This window comes from Cellvibrio sp. ATLC23 (assembly GCF_057196725.1).
Genome location: NZ_JBXUOS010000007.1, coordinates 213,169 through 238,289 on the forward strand (window position 1 = coordinate 213,169; position 25,121 = coordinate 238,289).

The 25,121-nt window shown below is 47.5% G+C and carries 28 protein-coding genes and 1 other RNA gene; 12 read left to right on the top strand and 17 right to left on the bottom strand.

Going from position 1 to position 25,121, the window contains the following annotated elements; translation table 11 throughout:
* Positions 1 to 17 precede the first annotated feature (17 nt).
* Entirely contained in the window at positions 18 to 833 is an 816-nt protein-coding gene (gene cobA / locus AC2CG4_RS13175; RefSeq protein WP_484486726.1) for a uroporphyrinogen-III C-methyltransferase, read from the bottom strand.
* A 613-nt stretch (positions 834 to 1,446) separates the two neighbouring features.
* Here cobA and moaA point away from each other — a divergent pair.
* The 3 genes from moaA (at position 1,447) to AC2CG4_RS13190 (ending at position 5,312) form a co-directional block, all read left to right on the top strand.
* Positions 1,447 to 2,439 (top strand): GTP 3',8-cyclase MoaA, encoded by a 993-nt coding sequence (gene moaA / locus AC2CG4_RS13180; protein ID WP_484486698.1) that lies wholly within the window; start codon positions 1,447 to 1,449, stop codon positions 2,437 to 2,439.
* Between the two features lie 109 nt (positions 2,440 to 2,548).
* The gene (gene moaB / locus AC2CG4_RS13185; protein WP_484486699.1) at positions 2,549 to 3,064 is read left to right on the top strand and encodes a molybdenum cofactor biosynthesis protein B; all 516 of its coding nucleotides are present in this window, start codon (positions 2,549 to 2,551) and stop codon (positions 3,062 to 3,064) included.
* 256 nt (positions 3,065 to 3,320) lie between these two features.
* Entirely contained in the window at positions 3,321 to 5,312 is a 1,992-nt protein-coding gene (locus AC2CG4_RS13190) for a putative bifunctional diguanylate cyclase/phosphodiesterase (RefSeq protein ID WP_484486700.1), read from the top strand.
* A 16-nt stretch (positions 5,313 to 5,328) separates the two neighbouring features.
* Here AC2CG4_RS13190 and AC2CG4_RS13195 read toward each other — a convergent pair whose 3' ends face one another.
* The 3 genes from AC2CG4_RS13195 to nudE form a co-directional block, all read right to left on the bottom strand.
* Positions 5,329 to 5,544, bottom strand: coding sequence for a hypothetical protein (locus AC2CG4_RS13195; protein ID WP_484486701.1), 216 nt, complete (start codon positions 5,542 to 5,544; stop codon positions 5,329 to 5,331).
* A gap of 246 nt (positions 5,545 to 5,790) precedes the next feature.
* Entirely contained in the window at positions 5,791 to 6,672 is an 882-nt protein-coding gene (gene cysQ / locus AC2CG4_RS13200) for a 3'(2'),5'-bisphosphate nucleotidase CysQ (protein WP_484486702.1), read from the bottom strand.
* Positions 6,665 to 7,267 (bottom strand): ADP compounds hydrolase NudE, encoded by a 603-nt coding sequence (gene nudE, locus AC2CG4_RS13205; protein WP_484486703.1) that lies wholly within the window; start codon positions 7,265 to 7,267, stop codon positions 6,665 to 6,667. The genes cysQ and nudE overlap by 8 nt, the downstream gene beginning before the upstream one ends.
* A gap of 43 nt (positions 7,268 to 7,310) precedes the next feature.
* Here nudE and yrfG point away from each other — a divergent pair, with 43 nt between their 5' ends.
* From yrfG to hslO, 3 genes are read left to right on the top strand one after another with little or no spacing between them, the layout of a single operon-like run.
* Positions 7,311 to 7,958: a GMP/IMP nucleotidase gene (yrfG, locus tag AC2CG4_RS13210; RefSeq protein WP_484486704.1), complete on the top strand. Its 648-nt coding sequence runs from the start codon at positions 7,311 to 7,313 to the stop codon at positions 7,956 to 7,958.
* 28 nt (positions 7,959 to 7,986) lie between these two features.
* Positions 7,987 to 8,415 carry an RNA-binding S4 domain-containing protein gene (locus tag AC2CG4_RS13215; RefSeq protein ID WP_062064710.1) on the top strand — a complete coding sequence of 143 codons (429 nt, stop codon included), beginning with the start codon at positions 7,987 to 7,989 and terminating at the stop codon, positions 8,413 to 8,415.
* A gap of 24 nt (positions 8,416 to 8,439) precedes the next feature.
* Positions 8,440 to 9,345: an Hsp33 family molecular chaperone HslO gene (gene hslO, locus AC2CG4_RS13220; protein ID WP_484486705.1), complete on the top strand. Its 906-nt coding sequence runs from the start codon at positions 8,440 to 8,442 to the stop codon at positions 9,343 to 9,345.
* Positions 9,346 to 9,493: 148 nt separating this feature from the next.
* Here hslO and AC2CG4_RS13225 read toward each other — a convergent pair whose 3' ends face one another.
* Both AC2CG4_RS13225 and dbpA read right to left on the bottom strand, forming a co-directional pair.
* Positions 9,494 to 10,807 (bottom strand): gluconate:H+ symporter, encoded by a 1,314-nt coding sequence (locus AC2CG4_RS13225; RefSeq protein ID WP_484486706.1) that lies wholly within the window; start codon positions 10,805 to 10,807, stop codon positions 9,494 to 9,496.
* A gap of 318 nt (positions 10,808 to 11,125) precedes the next feature.
* Entirely contained in the window at positions 11,126 to 12,502 is a 1,377-nt protein-coding gene (gene dbpA, locus AC2CG4_RS13230; RefSeq protein WP_484486707.1) for an ATP-dependent RNA helicase DbpA, read from the bottom strand.
* 113 nt (positions 12,503 to 12,615) lie between these two features.
* On the opposite strand from dbpA, the gene AC2CG4_RS13235 reads away from it, so the two are divergent.
* Entirely contained in the window at positions 12,616 to 13,434 is an 819-nt protein-coding gene (locus AC2CG4_RS13235) for a MipA/OmpV family protein (RefSeq protein WP_484486708.1), read from the top strand.
* A 31-nt stretch (positions 13,435 to 13,465) separates the two neighbouring features.
* On the opposite strand, the gene AC2CG4_RS13240 is transcribed toward AC2CG4_RS13235, so the two are convergent.
* The gene (locus tag AC2CG4_RS13240) at positions 13,466 to 14,074 is read right to left on the bottom strand and encodes a class I SAM-dependent methyltransferase (RefSeq protein WP_484486709.1); all 609 of its coding nucleotides are present in this window, start codon (positions 14,072 to 14,074) and stop codon (positions 13,466 to 13,468) included.
* A gap of 64 nt (positions 14,075 to 14,138) precedes the next feature.
* Between AC2CG4_RS13240 and AC2CG4_RS13245 the strand changes: the two genes are divergently transcribed.
* A complete protein-coding gene (locus tag AC2CG4_RS13245) occupies positions 14,139 to 14,861 on the top strand; it encodes an acyltransferase (RefSeq protein ID WP_484486710.1) in 723 nt (240 codons plus the stop codon).
* 34 nt (positions 14,862 to 14,895) lie between these two features.
* On the opposite strand, the gene AC2CG4_RS13250 is transcribed toward AC2CG4_RS13245, so the two are convergent.
* From AC2CG4_RS13250 to AC2CG4_RS13295, 10 genes are all read right to left on the bottom strand, one after another.
* Positions 14,896 to 15,456 (bottom strand): NUDIX domain-containing protein, encoded by a 561-nt coding sequence (locus AC2CG4_RS13250; protein WP_484486711.1) that lies wholly within the window; start codon positions 15,454 to 15,456, stop codon positions 14,896 to 14,898.
* Positions 15,457 to 15,475: 19 nt separating this feature from the next.
* Entirely contained in the window at positions 15,476 to 15,793 is a 318-nt protein-coding gene (locus tag AC2CG4_RS13255) for a DUF3301 domain-containing protein (RefSeq protein ID WP_484486712.1), read from the bottom strand.
* Positions 15,794 to 15,954: 161 nt separating this feature from the next.
* Positions 15,955 to 16,164, bottom strand: a complete 210-nt coding sequence (locus AC2CG4_RS13260) for a cold-shock protein (RefSeq protein ID WP_039912329.1) — start codon at positions 16,162 to 16,164, stop codon at positions 15,955 to 15,957.
* Positions 16,165 to 16,449: 285 nt separating this feature from the next.
* On the bottom strand, positions 16,450 to 16,824 hold the full coding sequence (locus AC2CG4_RS13265) for a hypothetical protein (protein ID WP_484486713.1): 375 nt from the start codon (positions 16,822 to 16,824) through the stop codon (positions 16,450 to 16,452).
* Between the two features lie 36 nt (positions 16,825 to 16,860).
* Complete coding sequence (locus tag AC2CG4_RS13270) at positions 16,861 to 17,376, bottom strand: MgtC/SapB family protein (RefSeq protein ID WP_484486714.1); 516 nt, start codon at positions 17,374 to 17,376, stop codon at positions 16,861 to 16,863.
* Between the two features lie 21 nt (positions 17,377 to 17,397).
* Positions 17,398 to 19,929: a 2-octaprenyl-6-methoxyphenyl hydroxylase gene (ubiH, locus tag AC2CG4_RS13275; RefSeq protein ID WP_484486715.1), complete on the bottom strand. Its 2,532-nt coding sequence runs from the start codon at positions 19,927 to 19,929 to the stop codon at positions 17,398 to 17,400.
* Positions 19,930 to 20,025: 96 nt separating this feature from the next.
* Positions 20,026 to 20,559 carry an REP-associated tyrosine transposase gene (locus tag AC2CG4_RS13280; protein WP_484486716.1) on the bottom strand — a complete coding sequence of 178 codons (534 nt, stop codon included), beginning with the start codon at positions 20,557 to 20,559 and terminating at the stop codon, positions 20,026 to 20,028.
* Positions 20,560 to 20,626: 67 nt separating this feature from the next.
* Positions 20,627 to 21,235: an AbiU2 domain-containing protein gene (locus tag AC2CG4_RS13285; RefSeq protein ID WP_484486717.1), complete on the bottom strand. Its 609-nt coding sequence runs from the start codon at positions 21,233 to 21,235 to the stop codon at positions 20,627 to 20,629.
* A gap of 82 nt (positions 21,236 to 21,317) precedes the next feature.
* Positions 21,318 to 22,631: a Xaa-Pro aminopeptidase gene (pepP, locus tag AC2CG4_RS13290; protein ID WP_484486718.1), complete on the bottom strand. Its 1,314-nt coding sequence runs from the start codon at positions 22,629 to 22,631 to the stop codon at positions 21,318 to 21,320.
* 18 nt (positions 22,632 to 22,649) lie between these two features.
* On the bottom strand, positions 22,650 to 23,264 hold the full coding sequence (locus AC2CG4_RS13295) for a UPF0149 family protein (protein WP_484486719.1): 615 nt from the start codon (positions 23,262 to 23,264) through the stop codon (positions 22,650 to 22,652).
* 230 nt (positions 23,265 to 23,494) lie between these two features.
* Here AC2CG4_RS13295 and AC2CG4_RS13300 point away from each other — a divergent pair, with 230 nt between their 5' ends.
* The 4 genes from AC2CG4_RS13300 (at position 23,495) to AC2CG4_RS13315 (ending at position 25,093) form a co-directional block, all read left to right on the top strand.
* Complete coding sequence (locus AC2CG4_RS13300; RefSeq protein ID WP_062064737.1) at positions 23,495 to 23,701, top strand: TIGR02449 family protein; 207 nt, start codon at positions 23,495 to 23,497, stop codon at positions 23,699 to 23,701.
* 11 nt (positions 23,702 to 23,712) lie between these two features.
* Positions 23,713 to 24,018 carry a cell division protein ZapA gene (locus AC2CG4_RS13305; RefSeq protein WP_062064739.1) on the top strand — a complete coding sequence of 102 codons (306 nt, stop codon included), beginning with the start codon at positions 23,713 to 23,715 and terminating at the stop codon, positions 24,016 to 24,018.
* 217 nt (positions 24,019 to 24,235) lie between these two features.
* Positions 24,236 to 24,412, top strand: a non-coding RNA gene (gene ssrS, locus AC2CG4_RS13310) — 6S RNA.
* A 36-nt stretch (positions 24,413 to 24,448) separates the two neighbouring features.
* A complete protein-coding gene (locus AC2CG4_RS13315; RefSeq protein ID WP_484486720.1) occupies positions 24,449 to 25,093 on the top strand; it encodes a 5-formyltetrahydrofolate cyclo-ligase in 645 nt (214 codons plus the stop codon).
* Positions 25,094 to 25,121 lie beyond the last annotated feature (28 nt).

A 25,121-nucleotide genomic window follows, 5' to 3' on the forward strand; every position in this document is an offset into this window, starting at 1 on the left:
TTTAAAAGGGCTATCAATCAAGCCAACAGGTATTGCTCTTCAGATACATGCAATTGCACCTGTGCGTGCAATTTTTCTTTCATGCGCACCACTTCGCCGACAATAATTAACGCCGGTGATTGCACTTTTTCGCGCAACACTGCTACAGGAAATTCTTTCAAAGTCGAAATAATATCGCGCTGATCTTTACGGCAACCGTTTTCAATAATCGCTACCGGCGTATCGGCAGCCAAGCCACCGGCCAATAATTTTTCTGCAATTTCATCAGCGCGAGTCAACCCCATATAAAACACCAACGTGTGATTCAATTGCGCCAGCGCATTCCAATTTACATCCAAACTTTTTTCTGCATGACCGGTAACAAAAGTACAGCCTTGCGACAAACCGCGATGAGTTAAGGGGATGTCGGCATAGGTGCTGCAGCCAGAGGCAGAGGTAATACCCGGAATCACTTCTGCTTCGATGCCAGCGCTACGCAGCTCCAATAGTTCTTCGCCGCCGCGACCAAACACAAAAGGATCGCCACCTTTAATACGGCACACGGTCAAACCGAGCTGCGCTTGCTTAACCAATAATTGATTGAGATCTTCTTGCGCGATGCTGTGCTGGTTTTTTGCTTTGCCAACATAGTGCGCGGGAATATTTTTAGGGAAGAGTGCGCGAATATCAGCGCTGACTAAATAATCGTAAAAAATAATATCGGCGGTATTGATTGCACGCAGTGCTTTCACCGTTAACAATTCAGCATCGCCAGGACCTGCACCCACCAACCAGACCTTGCCTACGCGGGATTTTTTAGCGCGTTCATTGGCGTCACTGCGCTGCTTCAGCATGGCAGAAGGAAGAGTTTCTATGCTGGCTTTGAAAAACTGGGTCATGGCATACACCTGCTATTGGGTTACAGGTGTGCAGTTGCAAGCGCAATGCCAGATCGAAAAAAACGCCAAAAAAAAATATTTTTCCTTATATTTCATTAGTTTATATTTTCAAACAAACACAACAATTACAGTAGACTGTTTAGCCCTCCGATTCATAACGAGCCGAAATGAATTTAAATGGTGCAAAGTCGCACCAATGCGCAGCAAAATAAGGCTTTTACTTTTTTCGAAAATGCACCATATAAAAACATTGTGATGGTGCAACACGCACCACAAGAAAACATTTTATAAATTTCAGCCAGATTTTAGGTGAGTATCTGGCTATTTAGGTTAGGTGCGATTGCATAAAAACCTGAAGAAGGGGCAGTTAAAGGTGTAGAATTTTAAAAATCCCTATTTTGGAACATGCCTTTTACCAAGAACCTCCCGTACGCGGAAAAAGCTGGCTAACCGATTGCAAACCACAATGGAGCCATTCTGATTTCATTGACCTGAGTGTGAATTGGCTTGAGTGAATTGGATAGCATAGCTAGAGTGCCTCATCTTTCTGGAATCAGCTTCTTTATATATGCAATTAATCGATAACTTTGGCCGAACCATCAATTACGTGCGCCTGTCAGTGACTGACCGCTGCGACCTGCGCTGCGTTTATTGCATGGCGGAGGAAATGACTTTTCTGCCGCGCGCCGAAGTGTTGAGTATTGAAGAACTGGCAACACTTGGCGAAGCCTTTGTTGCGCTGGGTGTAACCAAGCTGCGCATCACCGGTGGCGAACCCTTAATCCGGCGCGGTATTGTTGCTCTGCTAGCGCGATTAGGGCAATTGCCCGGCTTGGCCGAACTGTGCCTGACCACCAACGGCACCCATCTGCCCCAGCACGCACAGGCAATAAAAGATGCGGGAGTAGACCGCATTAATATCAGCCTCGATAGCCTCAATCCCGAACGCTTCCGCCAACTCACCCGCGTGGGCGATATCAAGCAGGTGCTGGCGGGCATTAAGGCTGCACAAGCAGCAGGTTTTAAACGTATCAAACTCAATTGTGTTGCACTTAAACACTACAATGCCGATGAAGTGCCCGCACTGGTGCAATTTGCACTGGATGAGGGATTGGATATCAGTTTTATCGAAGAGATGCCACTGGGCCGAATCGATGAACATGGCCGCGCCGCAGAATTTGTCAGTAGCGCTGAGCTGCGCGCACGCATCAGCCAACATCATTCACTACAGCCGGTTGCTGCCAAACAAGACAACGCCGGGCCCGCGCGCTACTGGCAAACAAGCGGTTATGATTCACAGATTGGTTTTATCTCGCCCCACTCCAATAATTTTTGCAGCAGCTGCAACCGCGTGCGCGTCACCGCTACCGGAAAATTATTATTGTGTTTAGGTCAGGAAAATAGCGTGGATCTGCGCGCAGCTTTACGTGAAAGTGAAAATCCGCAGGCTGAAGTGCGCACCCGCATTATCAATGCCATGCAGCACAAACCAGAAAAACATACGTTTGATTTAGATGATGAACCGCAAATTGTGCGGTTTATGAATATGACAGGTGGTTAACCGTCTTGAACCCCTCCCCAGCCCTCCCCTTCATAAAGGGAGGGAGTAATAGTTCCTCCCCCCCGGCAAGGGGGAGGCTGGGAGGGGGTTAATTTTTACTGGAGGTTTTATGTCCGCAACAAAAGAATTTGAACCCTTAAATATTTGTGTGCTCACCGTGTCCGATACACGCAACATGGAGACCGATACTTCCGGTCAAAAATTGCAGGATTTATTAATCGCCGCTGGCCATAGGCTTCACGACCGAAACTTAGTAATCGATGACATCTACCAAATCCGCGCAGTGCTTTCCAACTGGATTGTCGATTCACAAGCGCAAGTTGTGTTAATTACTGGAGGCACCGGTTTTGCGGGGCGTGACTCTACCGTGGAAGCCGTTACGCCTTTGTTTGATAAAACCGTGGTGGGATTTGGGGAATTATTTCGCCAGGTTTCATATGAAGAAATAGGCACATCGACAATTCAATCCCGCGCGACCGCAGGGTTTTCCAATCGCACCTTAATTTTTTGCCTGCCCGGTTCAACCGGCGCCTGCACGACGGCTTGGGAAAAAATCATCAAAGAGCAATTAGACAGTCGCCATAGACCTTGCAATTTTGTTGGGCAGTTACAAATTAAAAAGTAATATCCGTCATCTTCACCGCCGAGTTACCTCCGCACTAATTTAATGCCACCCGATAACCTTGATGCCTTGTTTTGGTGAGCGCGATAACACACGAGCGTTGTTGCTCGTGTGTTTTTTGTGCTTTTGTCATATCAATCAACCAAACCCCCTCCTTTTGTAAAAAAGTGCTCAAGCCAAGGTGGCTGGCAAGCTAATTGCAAATCTCTGACTCCATGCCTTAACAAGGTGTTATTGATGTATTTGTGAGCACGCCTCCATGAATAATTCTTTACTGATACACACAGCAGTGCCATCACTGTTGGCCACCATGGATGCCTTAACGCTCGAACCGGATTTTCAAATTTTTTTTAAGAAAGCGGCGGCGGCCGTGCGCACCCTATTAGGCGCCGATGGCACTGCTTTAATTTTACTCGATGAAGAGACGCAAACCTTTGAATACAAATTATTCGAAGGCGAGCAACAATATTTACTGAATAAATTTCAAGGGCTGCGCTTTTCAGCTACGACCGGAATATCTAGCCGCGTACTCGCCAGCAAAAACAGTATTTTTACGCGCGACTATCCCAATGCGCCAGATGCGATGGAGCAATTAATCGCCGCGGGATTGCAATCCAACCTGGTGATCCCGCTTATCTCTTCCGATAAAGTATTAGGTGTACTCGCCTCTTCCTGGTTTGCGCACACCAATTCTGTTGCAGATATTTCCCCGCAATTACTGACGCTAGCAGAGCGCATCGCCAGTCAGATTGCAGTAGCTTGCCACCGCGAAAAGCTGGAAGCGCAACTGCGCGCGCTTGCTACGATTGATCCACTGACAAAGTTATTAAATCGCCGCGGAATTTTACAGTGCGTCGATGACAGTTTGGAAAAGCTGCATCGCTACAATCGCCCATTTGCATTATTTTTTATCGATGTAGATGGGCTTAAATCGGCCAATGATCACTGGGGGCATGAGACTGGCGATGTGCTATTGCGCGATGTCGCCCAGCGTTTATCAGATGTCGTGCGCAAAGGCGATCAACTAGGCCGTCTCGGGGGCGACGAATTTTTAATTATTGCCGAGTGCGACGCATCCCATATCGATATTTTAGCCAATCGCTTTTTACAAGCATTGCGCATCCCCTATGGCACAGGGCGTAAACGCGGGCGCTTAAGTGGCAGCATTGGTGTGGTGCTGGCACCACAAGATGGAGTCGATGAAATTAATTTACTGCGCAAAGCCGATGCGGCCATGTATGTCGCCAAAAGCCAAGGCGGCGATCGTTTTCAGCGCGCCTCGGTAAAAACTGAATTGCCGCAAGAGACGCAAATTTCGATTGTAGATGTGGAATGCGCGCTGGAGCGCAATGAATTACAGCTATGGTATCAGCCTATTTGTCAGCTAAACGATTTGTCGCTAATCGGTTTTGAAGCACTGTTGCGCTGGTGTAAACCCGATGGAGAAATCATCAGCGCCGGGCCATTAATTCAAGCATTTGAATCCGCGCGCGGCGATCTGGAATTCCGTTTAGGCAATTGGGTTTTGCGCGAAGCAGGGCGGCAAATGCAGTTGTGGAGTAAAAACTCACTCACACCTGATATTCATATCAATATTTCACCGCGTCATTTTTTACATCCTTCATTTTTAGTGGAATTACAAACACTCTGCGAACAACACCAAGGGTTTGGTACGGCACTAATTATTGAAATTACTGAAACGGCAATGCTAGAGGATCTGGAGCGCGCCAAACGCATCATGCTGCGCTGCCGCGATTTGGGTGCGCGCATGGCAGTAGATGATTTCGGCACTGGTTATGCGTCACTCACTTATATAAAACGTCTGCCGCTCGATATGATTAAAATTGATCGTTCCTTTGTAGCGGAACTACCCGGCAACAAAGTGGATTGGGACATTACCCAAGGCATAGTCTCAATAGCCCATGCACTGGGTTTAGCGGTTGTCGCCGAAGGAGCAGAAGCATTTGAACAGATAGGTAGCTTGCGCGAACTGGGCTGTGATCAGGTGCAGGGTTATTTTATACATCGCCCCATGCCCTTTGATGATGCCAATGCATGGCTGCAACATAAATCTTTGCGCGCAACTACAGAACAGCACAACACAAAAAAAGCAGGCAAGATCACAAAGGCTATTGCTAATCAGGAAAAAGGAAACACCCACTCCAAATTAACAACAGCCTTTAATGTTCCGCAAGAATTTGTTGATCCTCGCTTTAGTGTTGCGCAGCGCAGTAAAAATCGCTCGGCTTAACTAGCTTCGCCGTCAATTAATAATGCACAGGCAAACGTTTAAGCATAGATTGGCGCGCGTTGATTAAATCCTTGTAGGTTTGAATCATGGTGAAATTCACCTGCGCCCCATTTAATTTTAATTCGGCGAGCTGGCGTTCGTAATCGGAGATTTCGCGCAGTAATTTATCGCGCATCAAATCAGAGTGAGTGGTATTAAAATCGGCCTTTAAATTTTTGCTTTGTCTTCTCATTGGTAACACTCCCTAAGAACAAAATACTGAATATCGTGTAGCGGTATCGCGCAACGCTAGTGGGAAAAAATACTGGGTAAACCACAGCGCGATGTTTTGGTTCCCTACCTTATGAAGACTAGCCTAGAAGCGCCGTCAAGAGCCAATTTAACTTAGAATATTTTATTCTCGGCACTATGGAAGTTTGGTTATAAAAGCAACGGCATTGCCTCTGCACTCAATAGGTGCAACAGCACAATAAACGATTTAATGCACCAGCTCATCAGCGGCTAATAACCGCTCCCAGCAAAAATGCCTATCCCCCAGCGCATAAAAATGGGGATTAATTAAATCGTCACTATTGTTGTAAACCAGTGGTTGTAAGGTGGGGGTAGCGCAGACCACTTGCCCGCCAGCCGCTTCCAATACCGCTTGCGCTGCGGCGGTATCCCATTCGCAGGTCGGCGCCAAACGCGGGTAGAAATCTGCGTGCCCCTCCGCGATAAGGCAAAACTTGAGTGAACTGCCAGCGTTGGTTGTCTCTATCTCACCCGGCCAATTGCGGGTGAGTGTCGCCATCAAGTCCACATTGGCCTGGGTGCCGTGGCGATGACTCAACAATAGGGTTAAGGATTGCTTCTGTGAAAAGCGCGCCAGCAGCGGGCGCACCGCTATCCGCGTAGGATTAACCCCCTGTTGATACTTAAAAGCGCCGATGCTTTCGCTCACTCCAGCATCCAATACGCCGAGATAAGTAATGTCGGTGGCAGGCACATGCACAACGCCCAGCAGCGGGCGGCCACACTGGATCAAGGCAATATTAACGGTGAACTGGCCATTGCCTGCAATAAACTCTTTGGTGCCGTCGAGCGGATCAATCAGCCAATAATTTTCCCATAAATGACGGTCGGCAAATTCCGGTATATCGCCCTCTTCCGAGATCATCGGCAGCGGTAGCAACTCAGGTAACTCCGCACTGATCAAGCGATGCGCCGCCAAATCTGCCGCCGTGAGGGGCGAGTCATCGCCCTTCTGTTCAATATTGTAACTATCGCGATTGTTATAAATCGCCATAATCGCCGCACCGGCGCGACGGCTGAGGTCGACCAGACGGGCAATTAATTCCGGGCTAATAGGGTGATTAGTCATTATGCGTGACCTCGCTAGAGGATAAATCCAACACCGGCTCAGCCGCGTGATAATTACCCGCCAGCCATTCGCGCACCATAAACAAGGCGGCGATACTGCGCCCTTCGCACATATCGGCGCGGGCAATCAATTGCAGCAAATCCGCGAGCGGATAAGGCACCACCTCAATTGGCTCCGGCTCATCGCCCTCCAAACGCTCGGGATAGAGATCCCAAGCAATGACGATGTTAATACCGTGCTCCATATAAGCAGGCGATAGATTGATAAGCTTGAGAAATTGCAGTTTGCGCGCGCCGTAACCCACCTCTTCTTTCAGTTCGCGGTTGGCCGCCGCGAGCAGGGTTTCACCCTGATCGATAGCGCCCTTGGGCAGCGCGAGGTGGTAATCCTCGATTCCGGCCGCATATTCACGCACCAAAAGCACCGTATTGTCGTCGAGCAAGGGTACAATAAGCACCGCCCCCGGCCCGCCGGAACAGAGCTTTTCGTAGGTACGCTCTTCGCCATTGCTAAAACGCAGGTGAAGTTCATCGGCACGGAATAATCGGCTGCGCGCAACAGTCGCGCGCTTCAAAATACTGGGCTTGGTCGGCATAAGTCGTAGAGTACAGTTCGCAGAAAGTGATAGAGACAATTTTATGATCAATTGGGACTTAATAGATACTGTCATGCTGGATATGGATGGTACCTTGTTGGATCTGCATTTCGATAATTATTTTTGGCTGGATCACCTGCCCCAGCGCTACGCGCAAATTCACAATGTTGATCTGGCCGCCGCGCGACAAAAATTAGCGGGCGATATTCGCCAGCACGAAGGCACACTGCAATGGTACTGCCTCGAATTTTGGTCCAATGCGCTGGATGTGGATATTTCCAGCTTAAAAGAAGAAGTGAAACACAAAATACAAATTCGCCCTCAGGTCGGCGAATTTTTACAGCGCTTGCGCGCCTGTGGCAAAAAAGTGTTGTTGGTGACCAATGCGCACCCGCAAAGTTTGTCACTCAAAATGCAAGTGACAAAAATCGATCAATGGTTGGATGTGATTATTTCATCGCACGAATTTAAGGAGCCAAAAGAATCACAAAAATTCTGGCAGGATTTACAAGCGCGCGAACAGTTTGACCCTGCGCGCACCTTATTTATCGATGACACTGTGCGCATTCTTGATTCCGCCAAAACCTTCGGCATCAAACATTTATTGGGCATACACCAACCCGATAGCAAAATCGAACGCCGTATGGAGCAGTATCCCGCGATCCATCATTTTGATGAAATTATGCCCTAGGCAAACCTATTAACGAGCAAACAACTGGATGAGTAAACAGAAACACGAGCAAGCTGATGACGATAAAATCCGCATCGATAAATGGCTGTGGGCCGCACGCTTTTATAAAACCCGCAGCCTCTGCAAAGAAGCCATCGACGGCGGGAAAATCCACTGCGATGGGCAGCGCATCAAACCCAGCAAAGAAGTGACTGTAGGTCTGGTATTGACCATACGCCAAAATCTCGATGAAAAAATTGTCGTGGTAAAAGCTCTTTCCGATCAACGCCGCGGCGCACCGGAAGCAGCGCTACTCTATGAAGAAACGGAAGAGAGTAAAGTCCAACGCGAAAAACGCGCCGCTGAACGCAAAGCTGGGCTGGGTAGTTACATCATCAGCCACCAGCGCCCCAGCAAAAAAGATCGCCGCCATATTCACCGCTTCCAGCGCATAAATTTATTGGGCGACGAAAACTAGAATTTATTGTGAAGAGATTAGACAATGCCAAGCAATGATTTATTACACCGCTTTTTATTTGACGACTGCGACGTGCGCGGAGAAATAGTCACTCTAGGTGACAGCTATCGCGAAGTGCTCAGCCACAACCCGCAACAACCCGCCATTCACCGATTGCTGGGGGAGTTTCTCGCTGCAGTGGGATTATTATCCAGCACCTTAAAATTTGACGGCAAAATTATTTTGCAAGCGCGCGGCGACGGTGCCATCTCTACCATTATGGCGGAATGCAATCATCACAATAATTTACGCGGCATAGTGCGTTTAAATAGCGAAATAGAACTGAGCGAAGACATTGCGACTCAAGGTAATTTGCAACAATTGCTCGGCAACGGTGTGCTGGTGATTACCATTGAGCCGCAACGCCGCGAAAACTTTAGCGGCACCATTGAGCGCCACCAAGGCATAGTCCCTATGGATGCCGATAATCTTGCCGGCTGTTTGGAACATTATTTTTCACAATCGGAACAGCTCGCCACTAAAATGTGGTTCGCCGCCAATGAAGAATCAGTGACCGGATTTTTGATTCAAGCACTGCCACAGCAATTAATTACTAACGAAGAAGACAATCGCGACAAGTGGGAAACCATTATCGCCTTGGCGGATACAATTAAAGCAGAAGAATTACTGGAGTTGGATCACGCAACCGTATTGTATCGCCTATTTAACGAGCAACCACTGCGCCTGTTTGAACCAAAAGCCTTGCGTTTTGCCTGCAGCTGTTCACGCGAACGCAGTGCAGATGCGCTACTGACTATAGGTAAAGAAGAGGTAGAGTCATTATTGGTAGAGAAAGGCAGCATTGATATTGACTGCCAGTTCTGCAATCAACACTATCATTTTTCTGCCGAAGAAGTGCGCGGTTTATTGGGTGGCGATGTACTGCATTAAATTTATTAATTTATCTGTCGTCATACCCGCGTGGCGGGCATCCAATTTTTAAGACATTGACATAGTGGATACCTGTTTTACGAGCATGACGACTCCCTTTATATAACACCCTACGTAGGGAGCAAAGGCTACCCTCAGCCATCTAATCTCAAACAAAAATATCCAGCACCAACACACCGAATAACCCCATCACACCAATAATTGTTTCCATCAGCGACCAGGATTTAAAAGTATCTTTTATACTCAAATTGAAATATTCCTTATACATCCAAAAGCCTGAATCATTTACATGGGAACACATCAAACTACCGGCACCAATGGCCAATACCATTAAGTTTGGATCGGCACCGGTCAGTGGAATAATTGGTGCAACAATGCCCGCCGCGGTTAAACCTGCAACTGTCGCAGAGCCCAGTGCGATACGAATTACCGTAGCAATTAACCAGGCTAACACCAACGGATTGAGCGCAATATTTTGCAGTGAATGTGCTAACTGCTCACTCACTCCGCTAACCACCATGACTTGTTTTAATGCACCGGCACCCGCGACGATTAATAAAATAACAGCGATATCTTTAATTGCATCGCTGTAAATATTCATTACCTTGCCAATACTCATTCCGCGCTTTAATCCTAGCGTCACCGTTGCTATAGCGAGCGCGATCATCAACACGATCATTGAGTTACTTAATAGCAGTACAACAGGTGCGGCGGCAACTTCGGCAGGCAAGCAATAGACGGCGATGCTGCTCAATCCAATTAACATGACCGGCAAAAGTGCAGTCAGAAAACTATTTGCAACCCCTGGCAATTCATGTTCAGGTAAATCAGACGGTTTGAACGTTGCCATAGGCACACTGTGTATGGATTTTAACCGCGATGAAAAGATTGGCCCAGCAACAATCATGGTTGGAATAGCCACCATAATTCCATAAAACAATGTAGTGCCCATACTTGCACCAAACTGTGGAATCAATGCAACAGGTGACGGGTGGGGCGGCAAAAAACCGTGTGTAACCGAGAGCGCAGCGAGTAGCGGAATTCCTAAATAAACGGCGGGTAATTTGGTTTGATACATTACCGAAAAAACCAGCGGCACTAACAACACAAAACCGACATTGTAAAACAACGGAATGCCCACAATAAAACCGGTGAGCATTAGCGCCCAGGTGATATATTTTGGCCCACACCAACTCATTAAACTGCGGCTGATTTGTTGCGCGGCACCAGACTCGGCAACCAGTTTTCCAAACATGGCGCCGAGGCATAAAATAATCGCCAGTGATCCCAGCATGCCACCGATTCCAGCCTCAATCGTAGCCGGAATTTTATCGAGCGGAATACCCAGCATTATCGCTGCGGATATTGCCGAAACCAAAAACGCGAGAAAGGGATTGAGTTTTAATCCAGTGATTAAAACCACCAGAATCAGAATTGCAATACTGACTGCTGCTAACGCCATGAATTTTCCTATTATTTATTTGTTATTTTTTGGAATTACTTATCTGAGAAGATCGGGTCGCACTCCGACACACTCTTTGAGACACGCCGTAAACCCCCTTCGGGACCTGCCCGCAATAAATTGCGGTCGTTCCGTGCGCGCAAAACACGTTTTGCTTGTTGCGCACTACACCCCTGTAGGCTCATCTTCGACATCCATGTCTCAGACGGTCTCAAAGAGCGCGCCGAACTCCAACCCTATATGCTTTTAACTACATTAATACTATTAAGGTGAGAAAACTGACGAGAAAATTTACTTAATTTTTCAAATTGAAAATTATCAAAGGCGTCTTGCACGAAACTTCCTACCTTTTAATCTGCCATCTGATAACTGTTTTAATGCAGCACGCGCGATACTGTGATCGACCGCGACATAGGCAGAATTATCAAACATATCAATTTTGCCGATTTTCTCAAACGGCAACCCAGCGTCTTTAGTTAATGCCCCGATGATATCACCGGGGCGCAACTTATCTTTTTTGCCGCCATCAATATGCAAGGTCACCATTGCGGGTGAAGGCACCAAGTTTTTATCGGCCTGCGGTAAGGTTTCGAGCGCAATCGACTGTTTCATATAATCTTCGAGACGATTAATCTTGTGCACTTCTTTTTGCACTACCAAGCTTAATGCCAAACCCGATTCACCCGCGCGGCCAGTGCGACCGATGCGATGCACGTGTACTTCACTGTCGCGCGCCAAATCGACATTAATAACTGCATCCAAACCTTTAATATCAATGCCGCGTGCAGCTACATCGGTGGCGATCAATACGGAGCAACTGCGATTGGAAAAACGCACCAATACTTGATCGCGTTCTTTTTGCTCCAAATCACCATGCAATGCCAAAGCACTTACATCTTGATCACGCAAATAATCCAGCAACTCATCACAAGCGACTTTTGTATTGCAAAAAGCGATGGCACTTTGCGGCCGGAAATGAGCCAGCAAGTTTAAGACTGCCGAATAAGTTTCATCATCCGCGCGCAATTCATAAAAGTGTTGTTCGATATTGGCGTCGTTGTGAATGGCTTCCACTTTCACCATCTTGGGTTCGCGTTGGTAGCGCGCACTGATTTTTTTAATATCATCAGGATAAGTTGCGGAAAACAATAAGGTTTGACGCTCGGTATTGCAGGCCGATAATACAGTTTCCAAATCATCGGCAAACCCCATTTCTAACATGCGGTCAGCTTCATCCAGCACTAATTGATTAATGCTGTCGAGTTTCAAGGTGCCTTTGGCTATATGATCCACAATGCGGCCTGGTGTACCTACAACAATATGCGCGCCGCGCTCGAGGGAGCCAATTTGCGGGCCAATTGAAACACCACCGCAGAGTGTTAATACTTTTACGTTGTGCGTCAGGCGCGCGAGACGACGAATTTCTTTCGCAACCTGATCGGCCAATTCGCGCGTAGGGCAAAGCACTAAAGCTTGCACACCAAAAAAACGCACATTTAATTTTTCTAACAACGCAATACCAAACGCGGCGGTTTTTCCGCTGCCGGTTTTTGCTTGTGCAATAATATCTTGCCCTTGCAACACCAACGGTAAACTTCGCCCCTGAATCTGGGTCATTTCGTTATAACCAAGCGATTCAAGGTTGGCGAGCATATCGGCACTGAGCGATAAAGAAGAAAAAGCGGTGGTAGTCACAGGCGTCTCGATGGAATAAATAATTACGTGGATAATGCGCGCAGAATACCAGTAAAATCCCCTCAAGTCGCCCAGGATAAGGGCTGCACACACTATAGGATTAGATCATTTTTATGAATTTACCTTATCGCCTGAAGTTCTCTCTTGGCTCGCTATTACTTATCGCACTTGGCAATATCTGTCACGCGCAAGAAGAGAACAATAAAAAATGGGAGCTGGGCCTAGGTATTGGCGCCATCAGCGGGCCAGATTATCGCGGGTCAGATGAGTACCGCACGTTTATCAGCCCGATCCCCTATGTTGTGTATCGGGGAAAAATTATTCGCACTGATCGCGATGGTGTTCGCGGCAATTTTTTGCGCACCGATCAATATGAATTTACCTTTAGCGCTAGCGCATCTATCACACCCGATGCCGATAAAAATGAACTGCGCGAAGACATGCCCAAACTAGGCTCAACGTTAGAGCTGGGCCCATCATTTAATATCAATTTAACCGGCAATAATTTCACGCAAGGCTGGCACACACAAATTCCCTGGCGCGCGGTATTTGCGCTAGGCGCAGATGAGTCAGGTTACATAGGTTCAGTTTTTCAACCACAGCTGGTTTACCGCACCAAACTGGGTGACTGGGCGCTGAATTATCGTGCCGGCATTATGTTTGCGAGCGATGACTATCATGATTATTACTACAATGTAGAACAAGAATATGTAACTGAAACGCGTGCCTACTTTAACGCGGATGGAGGTTATAGCGGCTGGAATAATCAGATTGCATTGAGTCGCAGCTTTGATAACAACGGTATTAAAACCCGGCTTGCACTGTTTGTTCGTTACGACAATATTAGCGGTACTAATTTTATTAACAGCACCTTAGTAAAAACACGTGATGTTTATCGCGGGGGCGTTGCGTTTATTTGGGTGATTAAATAAACGCAATATCTTTTATCGGCTCAGCAATGTTTTATAACCTTCTCAACAGCCCAAGGGTTTTTATTAAGGGTATGGGCTCAAATAAACCAGACTGCTGTGCAAGCTGCCAAATTTCAAATGGTGGGCGACCGCCATCGGCAGGATTGGGAAATACATCGTGAATCGCCAGCCAGCCGCCGCGCACCACATGAGGTGCCCAAGCGCGATAATCAATTAAGGCCGCCGCCATGCTGTGGCCACCATCGATAAACACCATACTTAAAGGCGTTGACCAATAGCGTGCCGCTAATTGCGACGGTGCAACAATGGGCACTACGCAATCTTCCAACTGTGCACGCGCAAGCGTGTGGCGAAATTCCCGAAAGCTATCCATTTTGCCGAATTCTTTATCGTACAAAAGTGGATCGTGATATTCCTCGCCCAGCTGATGCTCCTCCGAGCCGCGATGATGATCAACCGCATATAAAACGCTATTCGCTTGTTTGCAGGCACTACCGAGATACACGGTAGATTTACCACAGTAACTGCCAATTTCCAAACAGGGGCCGAGCGATGCAACCGCCAAGGCTTGCACATACAGCGCAGCGCCCTCCTCTGGATCTAAAAAACCTTTTACTGAATTTATATCAATTGGCAGCATGGTTATTCTCGCTCATAATCGTGGCAATAATTCTACCAGACAAACACTCTAAGCGAACCCGCCCATGCGCCGCAGCAGTACGCCTTACCTGATCAAACGTCTCTACAAAATTATCAACCAATGGTATGTGAAGCGTTTTGTCGCACCGCAATTTGATACGGTGGGCAGCATTCCGGAAATTGCACATCCACGCAGCCTGGTTATTTTCGGGCGCAATATTCATTTGGGCAAATATGCGCAAATTATTTGCGCGAGCGATAACTGCGTGCGCCTTACCAGTTGGCCAAGTAAACAAGCCGATGCGGAAATTGTTATTGGCGATTACTGTTTAATTTCACCGGGCGTGCGCATTTCAGCGGCGCAGTCGATTCGAATTGGCGACAACTGTATGCTGGCGGCCAATGTCATCATTAGCGATAGCGATTGGCACGGCATTTACAATCGCATTCGCCCGTTTCGCTGCACCAAACCTGTGGTGATTGAAAATAATGTGTGGCTGGGGGAGCGAGTGATAGTCACTAAAGGCGTGACCATTGGCGAAAATTCAGTAGTGGGCGCAGGTTCAGTGGTCACCAAAAATATTCCAGCCAACTCGGTAGCGGCGGGAAATCCTGCGCGGATTATTAAAACGATTAATCCCAACCGCAGAATGTTAAAACGGGAATTACTATTTTCCGATGCTGAACATTATTTTTACAATCAGGATCAACTGGATAAATATATGCTGGGCAACAATGGTTGGTGGAATTGGTTGCGCTCGTTGTTCAAACCCAACCAGAATGATTAATCAGCGAAGCGATTGCTACAATTATTTCTAACAACTATTTTAGATCGAGTGCAATACGCAACAATGCAGCAACTGAAATTGCATCGGTTATTTCGCCGCGCTTAACCATTTCTATAGCATCAATTAGCGGAATTTTTTGAACTTCAATATCTTCAGTAGCTTCAAGCTGCTGTTGCCCGGGAAATAAATCCCGCGCTATAAATATTTCACAGAACTCATCACTGACTGAATTAGACAAATGCAAAGTCACTAGTGGCTGCCAATCATTGGCTTGCAATCCCACTTCCTCTTCCAGTTCACGCTTTGCTGCAGCTAGCGGGCTTTCACCTTGCGGGCAACCACCTTCAGGAATTTCCCAAGTATATTGATTGAGCGTATAGCGGCTTTGTTTCACTAGCCAGGTATTGCCTTCATCATCAATAGGCACTACACCGATGGCGGTATTTTTAAAGTGCACTACACCGTAAATACCATCGGTACCCTTAGGGGTGACGACTTCTTCGTGAGACACTTTTATCCAAGGGTTTTCATATACAACCGTTGAGGTTTTGGTTTGCCAGCCACCAATCTTTGCAACGGAAAATTTTTCAGTCATATAAAATCCGGATTAGTCTTTAGTGCACGCGATGTGCATCAAGCTCCACCTGGGTAATGCGCGAGCCCAGCATGATTACTCGCCCTAAATAACGATCTGCACCCGAGACGGTGAATTCAAAGTAAAACGCGCGCCAAAGTGATAATTTCCCCTGCTCGTTGCGCTTAAACCACAAGCGGCGCAGATACACATTTTCATCCAACAATTGCACCTGCATTTCTTCGCAACGTTTTTGCGCAGCGTGATAAGCGCGATCTTTAACGAGCAGAGCGCCGCGCCAATAATAAATAGCAACAACAATAAGGGTAAGCCATAGGACGGATTGTAAATCGAACATGAAACAGAAGCCGATGAGAAAAACTAACGAAGGCCGATCACCACAGGATGACGGAATAGAGTGCAGCAAATTGTGATAAACACCGAGGCATCACAATCAAGTCTTCTAAAACAGCAAAGGGTGATTGATTGCTCAATCACCCTTTTCGAAACTCTCTCAAATTAGAGTGGAGTTACGTTTTCTGCTTGTGGACCCTTTTGACCTTGGGTTACTTCGAAAGTCACTTTCTGACCTTCTTTCAAGGTTTTACGGCCATTGCCGTTAATTGCACGGAAGTGTACAAATACATCTGCACCACCTTCACGCTCAATAAAACCATAACCTTTGTCATCGTTGAACCATTTAACAACACCAGAGACTAGATCTGACATAGCGTCCTCATCTTGCATTTAAAACGTCAGCGTAGCTGACCGAACAAAAAAACCGACTTTACTAAAAGCCAGAGTGAAATAGCTTGAAATAAAGCTATTGCTCAGGTCGTGGTACGTCCAAGTGTCTTGAGCAAGCAAGCGGGTGTCTTACAAAAGTCTAGTCTTGGGGCGGATCTCAATCTGTAGCGGTTCAAAATTAAAACACTGATCTTGTCGAGTCAAGCAGTTATCCGTGAATTTAGCGATTATCGCCACTTTTTGTAATGCTGGGTATGAGGCACACAATCAATCGGGCATTTTGGAGTCATCATCGCTTTTTTTGCCATTCTTTTGTGCAGATTTTGCTGTAGTTTTACCCAAAGTTTCGTGCAAAAACAGTGCAAGCGGAATTAATACAAAGCCCAAGATCATCACATGGCGCTTAATGCTTTGAAATTCGTAACCTTGTTTTGCTAATTGATAGCAGGCAAGCGCCCATGCAGCCGCGGCAAAATAGCCCCAACGCTGTTGTTTAAAAACACCCCAGGCAATAGCCGCAGTAACAGACGCCAAAAACACGCCGTAGATATTAAGAAATGAAATAAAACCGGCGACCGATGCAACTAAAACAATTAGCAGTAGGCCATTTAATACGTTTGAAACAATTAGGAGTTTTGACATAAATACTTCTTAAGGAACGTTACTTTTCTACACCAATTAATCAGAACTGGATTTACCTCTGCCGCGCCAATCTTGATATTTTTTATGCACACCGCGAGTGAAGGATTGGGAATAGTCTTCAAGGAAGTCTACGCCCACTAATACAAGAATAACGACCAGCGATAATTTGATCGCCACCAGGTTGTAACCTATCGCGATGACTACACCAATCGACGCCAACATCCAAATAGTCGCTGCCGAGGTTACCCCCAATACAAAACCATCGCGCGCCAACATAACACCGGCACCTAAAAAGCCAATGCCGGTGATCACCTGACCGATTATGCGCGAGGGATCGGTCACCACCTTCTCCGGGCCGGAAAAATGGGACGAAGCGAACAGCGATGAAGCGATAAAAATATAGGTACCCAGGGTGATGAGGGAGGAGGTGCGAATACCGACGGGTTTGCCGCGCAACTGCCGCTCAATTCCGACGATACTGCCGCATAAAAGCGCAGTGCCAATCGCACTCCAATCAAACGGAGTGACCGACAAGATTACATCTACATCCATAGGCTTACCTCAGCACGCAAATCAGGAAACACCCAGCGCGGTATTGATAATAATTTTTTTAATCGCTGCTACTGAGTTTAGCTGGCGCATGCCGGTATTGCGCAGCCAATTTACGGCCAGACTGCGATTGCCAAACAAGCGTTTAAAACCTTCCATTGCTGACATCATGCCCAAATTACCCGCCAAGCGCTGACGCTGGTAGCGGCGCAGAATGGAATAATCGGCCAGCGGGATGCCGCGCAGCAATGCACGCTCAACTTCCTGCGCCAGCGCGATCACATCCAACAACCCTAAATTGACACCCTGCCCTGCCAAGGGATGAATATTGTGGGCGGCATCACCCACCAATGCGATTCCCGGTTGGATATAGGTCGTCGCATGGCGCTGGCGCAAAGGAATGGCATAGCGCCTATCGCAGTGGATAACCTTGCCAAGGCGCGCCTCAAATGCGGCGGTGAGTTGCACGCAAAATGTTTCGTCATCCAGTGCCATTAATTCCGCCGCTAATGCATCTTCTGCCGACCAAACAATCGAACAACTATGCACATCGCCCTGCTGTTGCAGCGGCAAAAATGCCAGCGGCCCCGTGTGCATAAACCGCTGCCACGCGGTAAATTCGTGCGGCAGCTCGGTGCGCACGGTGGTGATAATTGCCTGCTGGCCATAGTCCCACTCGCGGGTGGAAAATTCAGCCAGCTCACGTACTTTGGAGTGTGCACCGTCTGCGGCAATTAACAGCGCCGCGGTAATTTCATTGCCATTAGAAAGCTGCACCCGCGTGCGCGCCGCGCCGTCTTGTGACGAAATAATCTGCGTGACGGCAACAGGCTGCAGCAGAAAAATATTGTTATGCTGCGCCATACGTTCACGCAGTTGCTTCACGATCACCGAGTTTTCCACAATGTGACCGAGATGAGATTGCTGCACCTCGGCGCAATCAAATTCAATCGCGGCGGTGCCCTCACCGTCCCACACTTTCATTTCGCGATAGGCGCAAGCGCGCTGGGCAACAATTTCATCCCAACAACCAATATCGGTAAATAATTTTTGCGATGCATGGGTAAGCGCAACCACACGCGGATCAAACTGCTCGCCGCTAAAGTGTTGCATCTCGTTGCTCGCTTCTATCACAGCGATACGTAAATGTTGTGCAGCATCTGTTTGAGCAATGGTGCACGCGAGTGCGGCCCCCACCAAACCCGCGCCGACGATAACCACATCGTAATTTGAGTTATTTTGTTGCTCAGCCGGTTCATTACTTGCGACTGATTCACCATTGTTAGCCGCTAATTTTTCGCCCGAAACTTCATCCAACAGCCAGCGAAACCGGCGGCCAGCGGTGCCCATAGTCTGGGCGATAAATTGATTTTTTATCAGCGGAATAGATTCAAGACTTAACAAACCGAGATGACGCATCGCAATCAACGGAAGCTGATCGCTGGAAAACAAACGCACTAACTTATCGCTAAATTCAATGGTGAGTTGCTGATCGAGTGATTGTTTGTGCAGATAGGATTGCAACACGGCCAAATCGCCATAGGATTTATTTTTTTCCGTCGCCTCGCGCAGGGTTTCTACCAAACCAGCGCAATCGCGCAGCGCCAAATTAAAGCCCTGACCGGCAACCGGATGCAAAAAATGCGCAGCATTGCCGAGCAATACCACATGCGAGCGCACTTGTTCTTCAGCTAAAACTAATTGCAAAGGATAAACAAAGCGTTTGGCCACGCGATTAAAACGTCCCACCCGAAAACCAAATTGCGCCTGCAATTGTGTGAGAAAATCCGCATCGTTTAAAGCGAGAGTTTCATCGGCTTGCGCGGCAGGCAAAGTCCACACCAGCGCCGATATTTGCGCATGGCTGGATTCACCCAGAGGCAAAAGCGCAACCGGGCCATCGGCCGTAAAACGCTCATAAGCCACACCTTGATGGGGCTCGGAAAATTCCACATTAGTGATAATCGCTGTCTGCCCATAGTCACGCACTTGCGTGCCTATGCCCAACGCCTTACGCAAGGGGGAATCGCCACCGTCGGCAATCACGGCAAGCGTTGTGCTGATGGTAAATTCTTGCGCATCGGTTTTTACATTGAGCAGTGCGCCATCCTGTTGCGGCAACAATTGGGTTACGCTTGATGAAGCAAAACACTGAATATTTTTTTGCGCTTGCACATGGCCGAGTAACACTTTTCCCAGCCACGCATTTTCAACCACATAACCGACCGCCGCGATATTATTTTCTGCAGCGTCAATCACACCGCCAAGAAAATGCCCGCGATCCGACACATGCACCTGCGCAATCGGCGTAATGTGTTGCTGCAGTTTTTCCCACAAACCCAACTCGCGCAAAATAGCCGCCGTACCGTAAGAAAGCGCGGTAGAACGCGCATCAAAACTCGGCTGAAAAGATATTTCATCGGCGCGTGCAAAAGATTGCGATTCAATTAACGCAATGCGCAATTGCGGCTGACTGGCAGCAAGCAAACTGGCGAGACTTGTACCCACCATGCCGCCGCCGATAATGGCGATATCAAATTCGATATTTTTGGTCATATTTTCAATCTAACATGTAGGGTGGGTGGAGCCTAAGCGATACCCACCGCAATATAAATCCAACAATTGATGGGTATCACTTGCGCTCCCCCCATCCTACGGTTTTTCACCGAATGTTAAGCCGCTATCGATTTCACCTGCCCAATCTCGACCCAACAACCCAAGCCGCAGATATTGATGAAACGATGACCAAGGCCAGTCAATTACTTTTTTTACGTGTCCATGTTTTACAGGATTAATATGGATGTAATCCACATGCCGTGAAAAATCCGTTTCATCGCGAATTTTGTGCACCCAGAAACGACGCTGCCAGACTTCTCGCTCACCTTGCCGCACTCGACTCAATGACAACGCCTCATTCGCTCTTAATGTACGAGTAAATTCTGTTTTAATTAATCGCCACCGGGTTGAGAAATCGGCATCGCCCTCAGGAAGAGTCCAGATTGCGTGCACATGCTCAGGCAAAACAACCATCGCATTAATTTTAAAAGGATGATTACGCAGCGTATAACGATGAGCCGCACGCAAAAGTTCAATATTTTCGGTTAATAGCGTTGAAGAGCGATCAGCCAAATTAACCGTGAAGAACCAAGTTCCACCCTTTGTATTATCTCTGCGATAATTTCCCATACCTCCTCCTTGAAGATATATTTTTCATCACCCGTAGGGTGGGTGGAGCCTAAGCGATACCCACCTTTTACTCAGCCGCACTTCTTAACTTTTCCAGACCAAATCGTAATATATTGAATAAGTAATCGGGCTGATCTTTTATATCGAGTCGATCCAATACAGACTGAAAATTAAGCGTGCAATCAAAATATTCCCTAGAAATAGAGGAACAAACTTTTTCCATAGAGCCAATTAGCTGTTCTATTTCGTCGAAGTTTGGCAACTTCAATATTGTCATATTAAGTTTCACACCAAGATCGTTGTGAGCAATTTTTTTATGCCTAATAGGCTTAATTACATCATCGTATGAAATTTTCACGATATTATTAAAACTATCAATTTCACCCTGAAGCCATTCCGATCGACTTGGCAGACTCTCAATTAAATTAATAATGCTCAGATTTTCATTTCCAAGGCTTTTTTCTGGATCACATAATCTAGCAATAACAAGCAATGTTTGATTGTAAAATGCTTCAAGGCAAATACTAAAGAATTTATTGGCAGATGCATCCAACAGGTACCGCCTATCTTTTGGATTACGACCAATCAAAAGTTCGTTTAAATATTTCCAATAAAACTTTATGGAAATAATCTCCTCTTCTATTTTTTCAAGTTTTGCTTTCCTTAATATATCCATATATTCCTCACAACCGTCTTTCGTGTTGACGGGTATCGCTTGCGCTCCACCCATCCTACGCAAACAACGCATCCAAAATAAATTAGTTAGCCATCAAGGCTTCAATTTCAGCAACGGTTTTTGGAACATCCTTGGTGAGGACTTCGTTGCCGTCTTTGGTGATGACGACATCATCTTCAATACGAATGCCGATGCCGCGCCATTTTTTGGCGACGCGTTCGTTGTCGGGCGCGACGTAAATGCCTGGCTCTACGGTCATGACCATGCCGGGTTCGAGTACACGCCATTCGCCGCCGACTTTGTAGTCGCCAACATCGTGTACATCAATGCCCAGCCAGTGACCGGCGCGATGCATATAAAATTCTTTGTAGGCTTCACTTTTAATTAATTCGTTTACATCGCCTTCGAGCAAACCGATGTTGACCAAACCTTGGGTGATCACACGCACGGTGGCTTCGTGGGGATCGTTCCAGTGTTTGCCCGGTTTACATTCGGCGATGGCTTCAAGCTGAGCTTGCAAACAAATCTCGTAGAGGGCTTTTTGCTCGGGCGAAAATTTTCCGTTCACGGGAAAGGTGCGGGTAATATCGGCAGCGTAATAATCCAATTCACAACCGGCATCGATTAAAACCAAATCGCCATTTTTGAGCGGTGCGGAGTTTTCAATGTAATGCAAAATGCAGCCATTTTTACCGCCACCAACAATGGTGTTGTAGGCCGGAAAACGGGCGCCGCTCATATGGAATTCATGCAGAATTTCAGCTTCGAGCTGATATTCCATCACCCCCGCTTTGCTCGCTTGCATAGCGCGCACATGGGCGCGGGCAGAAATTTCGCCCGCCTCTTTCATTACCCGCAACTCGGCAGCGCTTTTAAACAAACGCTGCTCATTGAGAAAGTGGCTTAAATCCAAAAACTCGCCCGGTGGTGTTGCACCGGAGCGCACTTTGGCGCGAATGGTGTTAACCCAATCCATGACGTGTTTATCGAATTCATTATCTTTACCCATGGAGTAATAAACGCGCTGCTTACCTTCGAGTAAGCCGGGTAAAATTTCATCTATGTCATCGATAGGAAAAGCATCGTCCGCTTCAAATTCACTGCAGGCCCCTTCTGGCCCGGCGCGATAACCGTCCCAAATTTCCCGCTCGCGATTGCGTTCGCGCACAAACAAAACATATTCACCGTGCTCGCGGCCGGGAATTAATACCAGCACCGCTTGCGGCTCTTCAAAACCCGATAGGTATAAAAAATCGCTGTTTTGACGGTAGTGATATTCGGTATCGCGGCTGCGAGTGCGTTCAGGGGCGGCTGGCACTATGGCGATGGAGTTAGGTTCCATTTGTGCCATTAAGGCTTTGCGGCGGCGGGCAAATTCGGCTTTGGATATTCTCATGTAGGCACTCGCAAACAATTAATGTAATTGATTAGACCCAGGTGCCATGCTCGCAGGATTTACCCCTTCGGCATGCTCGGCTGAAAATTCAAAATAGAGTGAGTTAACCACCACCCGCACATATTCGGTTACCTCCATGTAGTCCGCTTCTGCACTTGGCTCGTCTTCTTCATCATCGGCCTGGATTTGTACGATGTTGGCCATGTCTTGGAGCATTTCTTCAAATTCTTCGTTGATCACTCGCTTACCTTGATGATCAACACTGCCAAAACCGGTGAGGAAACCGTGGCACCACTCACTCAGCGCGCGCACGCGATCATTGAGCGTGTTGTCATCATCGGGCAACATCAATTTCAAACTGAATTGGCCGCGCAGTTGATCGCTCGTGGTGTGATACAAACGACTCAGGGCGATGCGCACTTGCTCGTCGGGTGCGGCGATAAAATCGAGAAATTCAACCGCCTCCATCAGCCAGTTGATTTCACTCAAGGTCGCGCCGCCCGCCAATTTGCCGCACAGTAAACCGTGCAGTTCAGAAGGGCTATTCAGGGTGCCGAGGGGTGCCAACAGGTTGGCGAGATCATCAAAATTCAGGGGGGCGAGCAGTTGTTCGGTGGTAGTTGTATCGGTCATAGTGGCCTCTCATCGCAGTGGATGAATGCTATCACGATTGCGCTTGCCGACTCTGCAAACTTTTATATAGCGATTTTTAAGGTTAAAAGCATCCAAGTAAAACCTGTTTGTTTATCAATTTAATACGGCTCAACTTCTCGAATTCACATTAACTTGGGCTGTGTGATTGACCACCCGCTGGGCGCGCAATATAGTGGGCGACCTGCGCTATTTATTGGTTATTTATTATCATGTCTGACGATCTGTTACTCGCCCTCGAAACCAAGCTGGATAAGCTGATCCTGCTGTGCAATCGCCTGCAGCAAGAAAATGCCGAACTCAAAACCCGCGAAAGCGAGTGGCAGCGCGAGCGGGTGCGCCTGATCGAGAAGAACGAAGTGGCGCGCAGCCGTGTAGAAGCCATGATCACCCATTTACGTAATCTGGACGCAGAGTAATCGAGGCATTGATGAGCAACGAAACTGTTTTTGTAAAAATCCTCGATAAAGAATATCAAGTCGCATGCCCGCGTGAAGAGCGTCAAGCACTGGTGGAATCAGCGCAATTGCTCGATGAGCGCATGAAAGCGATTCGCGGTACCGGGGCCGTCATCGGCCTTGAGCGCATCGCCGTTATGGCGGCGCTTAATTTGAGCCATGAATTGCTGCAAGCCAAAACAGTGGCGGCCAGCGCCGGAGCCGGCAGCTCAGTCAATCGCACGGATTTATTGCGCTTGAATGACAAGTTGGATAACACCCTGAACAAATTGGGATAGGAAACAAATATTCTATTCACGCCACTGCGCCTGCTTTTGCGGGCGCAGTTGTTTTTACAAACTGTACACGCAACACACACATTGCCGAATTCATAAACACAAGCGCAATTTCCCGCTTTTTACCAGCGCGGTTTAAGACCATTAATTGCTAACCGATAATAGAACCCAAGCTTAATTTCATTTGCGGAAGCAAGGTAACCTTGGGTTATACTGTCGGCACGCCCTGGAATGTTTGCAAACCGACAAGTCCTTGAGCCGATTTCCACAAAACTGGTGGTGTCTCGTTGTGTTTGGTGTGCATGTCCGCTTGACGGAAAGCCTTAAAAACCACAGGTGCTACCTCCTTGAACCTATGGGTTCAAGGCCAGCTTGGTTGCGGCATTTCGGGGTCTCTTAACTCTCTCTGTATTTATCTTTGATAAGGCTATTTATGGCCGATTCGCTCGCTGATCCGTTCGACAATAACCCTCCGGCCGACAATCTCGCCCAAGCTAAAAGCACATTGCGGCTTGAATTGCGTGCGCGGCGCCAAGCGCTCAATCCCACCCAACAAATACAGGCTTCGCTTTTTCTATTGCGTCATTTAATGAAAGTGCCGCAATTTATGCGCGCGCGCAATGTGGCAATTTATATGGCAAATGATGGTGAAATCGACCCAGCACCTATTGCCCGGCAACTTTGGAAAATGGAAAAACACTGCTTTTTACCGGTGCTGCGCCCCGATAAACGCCGCGACTTGTGGTTTGTTGAATACAAAGCCGATTCACAACTCGCGAACAATCGCTTTGGGATCCCGGAACCGGACTTTCGCAAGCAACACAAAATGTCGGCGCAATTATTGGATGTAGTGTTGATGCCGCTAGTGGGATTTGATCGCAGCGGTGCACGCTTGGGCATGGGCGGCGGTTTTTACGATGCGACCTTTGCGTTTAAACAAAAAAAATCGGCCGGCAAACCGGTGCTGATTGGTTTAGCGCACGCCTGCCAGGAAGTCGAATCGCTCGCCACTGCCGAGTGGGACATTCCACTGCTGGCCATAGCCACCGACAAAGAACTGATTTTTACCCAAACCTGAAGCAAAATAATTTTTCTCTCGCCCCAAA